Origin of the sequence: Burkholderia alba, assembly GCF_034721475.1 — a bacterium.
GTDB classification, from domain to species: domain Bacteria; phylum Pseudomonadota; class Gammaproteobacteria; order Burkholderiales; family Burkholderiaceae; genus Burkholderia; species Burkholderia alba.
Genome location: NZ_JAWJWL010000110.1, coordinates 1 through 2,800 on the forward strand (window position 1 = coordinate 1; position 2,800 = coordinate 2,800).

At 64.7% G+C, this 2,800-nt stretch carries 1 protein-coding gene and 3 pseudogenes; all 4 read left to right on the top strand.

Features of this window, described 5'->3' with window-relative positions; translation table 11 throughout:
• Positions 1-170: pseudogene (locus RZR99_RS33635) on the top strand (DUF2957 domain-containing protein); the annotation flags it as partial.
• 61 nt (positions 171-231) lie between these two features.
• Positions 232-723 (top strand): annotated as a pseudogene (locus RZR99_RS32550) (DUF2957 domain-containing protein); the annotation flags it as partial.
• Between the two features lie 3 nt (positions 724-726).
• Positions 727-1,653, top strand: a pseudogene (locus RZR99_RS32555) (DUF2957 domain-containing protein); the annotation flags it as partial.
• Between the two features lie 78 nt (positions 1,654-1,731).
• Entirely contained in the window at positions 1,732-2,556 is an 825-nt protein-coding gene (locus RZR99_RS32560; RefSeq protein ID WP_059572239.1) for an OmpW/AlkL family protein, read from the top strand.
• The last annotated feature ends 244 nt before the right edge of the window (positions 2,557-2,800 follow it).

Here is a 2,800-nt window from a genome sequence, read left to right on the forward strand (position 1 = left end):
TCAAGGTGACCGCCAACAGCAATTTCTCGGCACAGGGCAGCTCGGGGACGACCGCGATCTTCCAGAAGGGCGATACCGGCTATCTCGTCAAGGTGGGCAATGTCTACGGGATGGTGCTCAACAACAGCAACGTGAATCCGTTCTTCACGGTCGGGGCATTCGTCCAGTAACGCACGAGCAGGCGACGGCGCGCAGCGCGCCGTCGCAGACTTCACGATATCGAGGATTCCTATGTATTGGCAAAAATGGATGGCCGTCGCGGCGCTGGCTCCCGTCTTGACCGCATGCGGAGGCGATGCCGACCCGCCCCCGGCGCCCGTGGTCCGGCTGTGCCCGCAGACGATCGACTACAACACCGTGTTCACGGGCGGATCGGGGTCCGGCGAGCTGGTGAAGGTCCAGCTCGACACGACGAAGCTAACTTATCAGATCACCTACCTAGCGTCGCCGATCCCGCTGACGACCGGTACCGTGGCGCCAACCCGCGACGCGCCGCCGAACAACGTGGTGAGCGGCACGCTCATGCCCGAAACCGGGCTGCCGACGGTGAAGCTGAACCAGTGCACGTTTCGGCTCGTCAACGCGAGTCTCGATCCCAATCGTCCCGCGCGCTTCTTCCTCGGCGAGGGCGTGCTGGGCGGCACGATCCCGGGCGCGACGATCCAGTTCGCCGGCGTGATCGGCGTGGGCCAGATTCCGAAGACGACGTTCCCGTACTACCCGTNCCAGTGCACGTTTCGGCTCGTCAACGCGAGTCTCGATCCCAATCGTCCCGCGCGCTTCTTCCTCGGCGAGGGCGTGCTGGGCGGCACGATCCCGGGCGCGACGATCCAGTTCGCCGGCGTGATCGGCGTGGGCCAGATTCCGAAGACGACGTTCCCGTACTACCCGTTCATCAGCTTCTCGGCGCAGGAGACGGATCTCACGAAGATCGCGGGCACCTACAACCAGCTCGGCTATCACCAGGTGCCGTCGCAGAACTTCGCGCAGGTCGCGGTGGACGCGCAGTTCGTCATTCGCGGCGACGGCAGCTATACCGAGACGGACAACTTCGGCAAGAAGAACGGCGGCCAGCCGTTCGCGTCGACCGCGATCGTCAATCAGCCGTTCCAGCTGCGCTCGGATTCGTCCGCGTTCACGTCGCTCAACTACCAGCCGCAGATTCCGGCGACGCTCTCGTCGCTCGATCCGACCAAGGCGGGCAAGGGGATCCTGATCGTCGGCAAGCTGCGCAACCAGCTGGTGCCGATCTTCATCCGGACCGGCGCGGCGAATTCCGATCTCACGCAAGGCGCGCCGGTGGCCGACGACGAGTCGGGCATCTCGTTCCTGAGTCCGCAGGCGACGATCGCGCAGGGCTCGCAGGACGGCGAGTACACGGGCGTCGACAGCCAGTTCAACTACCGCGCGACCGCGCTGGTGGGTGCGCAGGCGACGCTGCTCGATCCGTTCAACGCATCGCAGGCGTCGCTCACCCGCGCGCTCAACCTGAATTTCGCGCAGACCGTGCCGGGCGTGGTCACGACGGTGCAGACGAGCGCGGCATCGGGTCCGCCCACCGGCAAGCTCATCTTCACCGGCGGCGCGTTCGGCTTCCTCGACATGAGCGACACCAGCAACCCGTACTTCACCGTGGGCGCGTTCGTGCAATAGACGTCCGGATAAAACAGGAGACGGACGATGTCCGGCGCGGCGCGCCGGCATCGCCAAAGCAGAATGCGAGGAGATCTCATGAAAAAGCTGATTGCTGCGTGTGTCGTCGCGTGCGCGTCGACAGGCGCGCTGGCCCAGCAGGCGGGCGACAACGTCGCGACGCTCGGCTGGCTGCACATCATGCCGCAGGATTCGACCAACGGCCTCACGACCAACGTCGCGAACATGCCGATCAACAGCCCGCTGCGGCTGCCCGGCTCGTTCACGTCGCCGGGCACGAGCCTGACCGTCAACAATGCGGATACCGTCGGCCTGACGCTCACGCACTTCTTCACCGATCACATCGCGGTGACGTCGGTGATGGGCATTCCGCCGGAATTCACGCTGACCGGGCACGGGACCATCAAGCCGTTCGGCCCGGCGGGCGCGCTCGGCAACGTCGATATGGACAAGCCGTCGAATCAGCCGGCCGTGAAGAACGCGCGGCAATGGAGTCCGACGGTGATCCTGCAGTACTACTTCAACGCGCCGACCGCGAAGTTCCGGCCGTTCGTCGGCATCGGCGTCGCGTACAGCTGGTTCACCAACATCGAGCTCAACGGCAATTTCGCCAAGGACATCAACGAGAACCTCGGCAGCGTGCTCGCGGCGGGCGCCGGCAAGCCCGGCCCGACGTCGGTGGAGGGCAAGGCGTCGTCGTCGTGGACGCCGGTCTACAACATCGGCGCGAGCTATGCGCTCACGAACAAGTGGGCGCTCACGGCCACGCTGACCTACATGCCGTTGAAGACGTTCTCGTCGCTGGTCGTCAAGGCGGCCGACGGCACGACGCTCGCGACCACGCGTACCAAGCTGAAGGCGGATCCGTTGATCACGTTCGTCGGGATTTCCTACAAGTTCTGATCCACGGACGCGCCATCGACGCGTCCTGGTTCCCGTGACGGAGCGGCCGGATCGTACCGGCTTCGACGTCACATAACCGGCGGCAAGCCGCCATTCGTCAAGTGAGGCAGTTCCTATGAGCACTCGTAAAATTGTTTCGTTTGTTGTTGCTATGGCATTCGCAACCGTTGCAGCTGCGCCTGCCTTCGCCGTCACCGTGAGCCGTGCCGACGGTCAGCCGATGAACCCCAACGGCGAGCCGTTC

What these genes read in the sequence shown, in the direction of transcription:
- RZR99_RS32560 (WP_059572239.1), top strand. Translation starts at nt 1,732, where the DNA reads ATGAAAAAGCTGATTGCTGCGTGTGTCGTCGCGTGCGCGTCGACAGGC.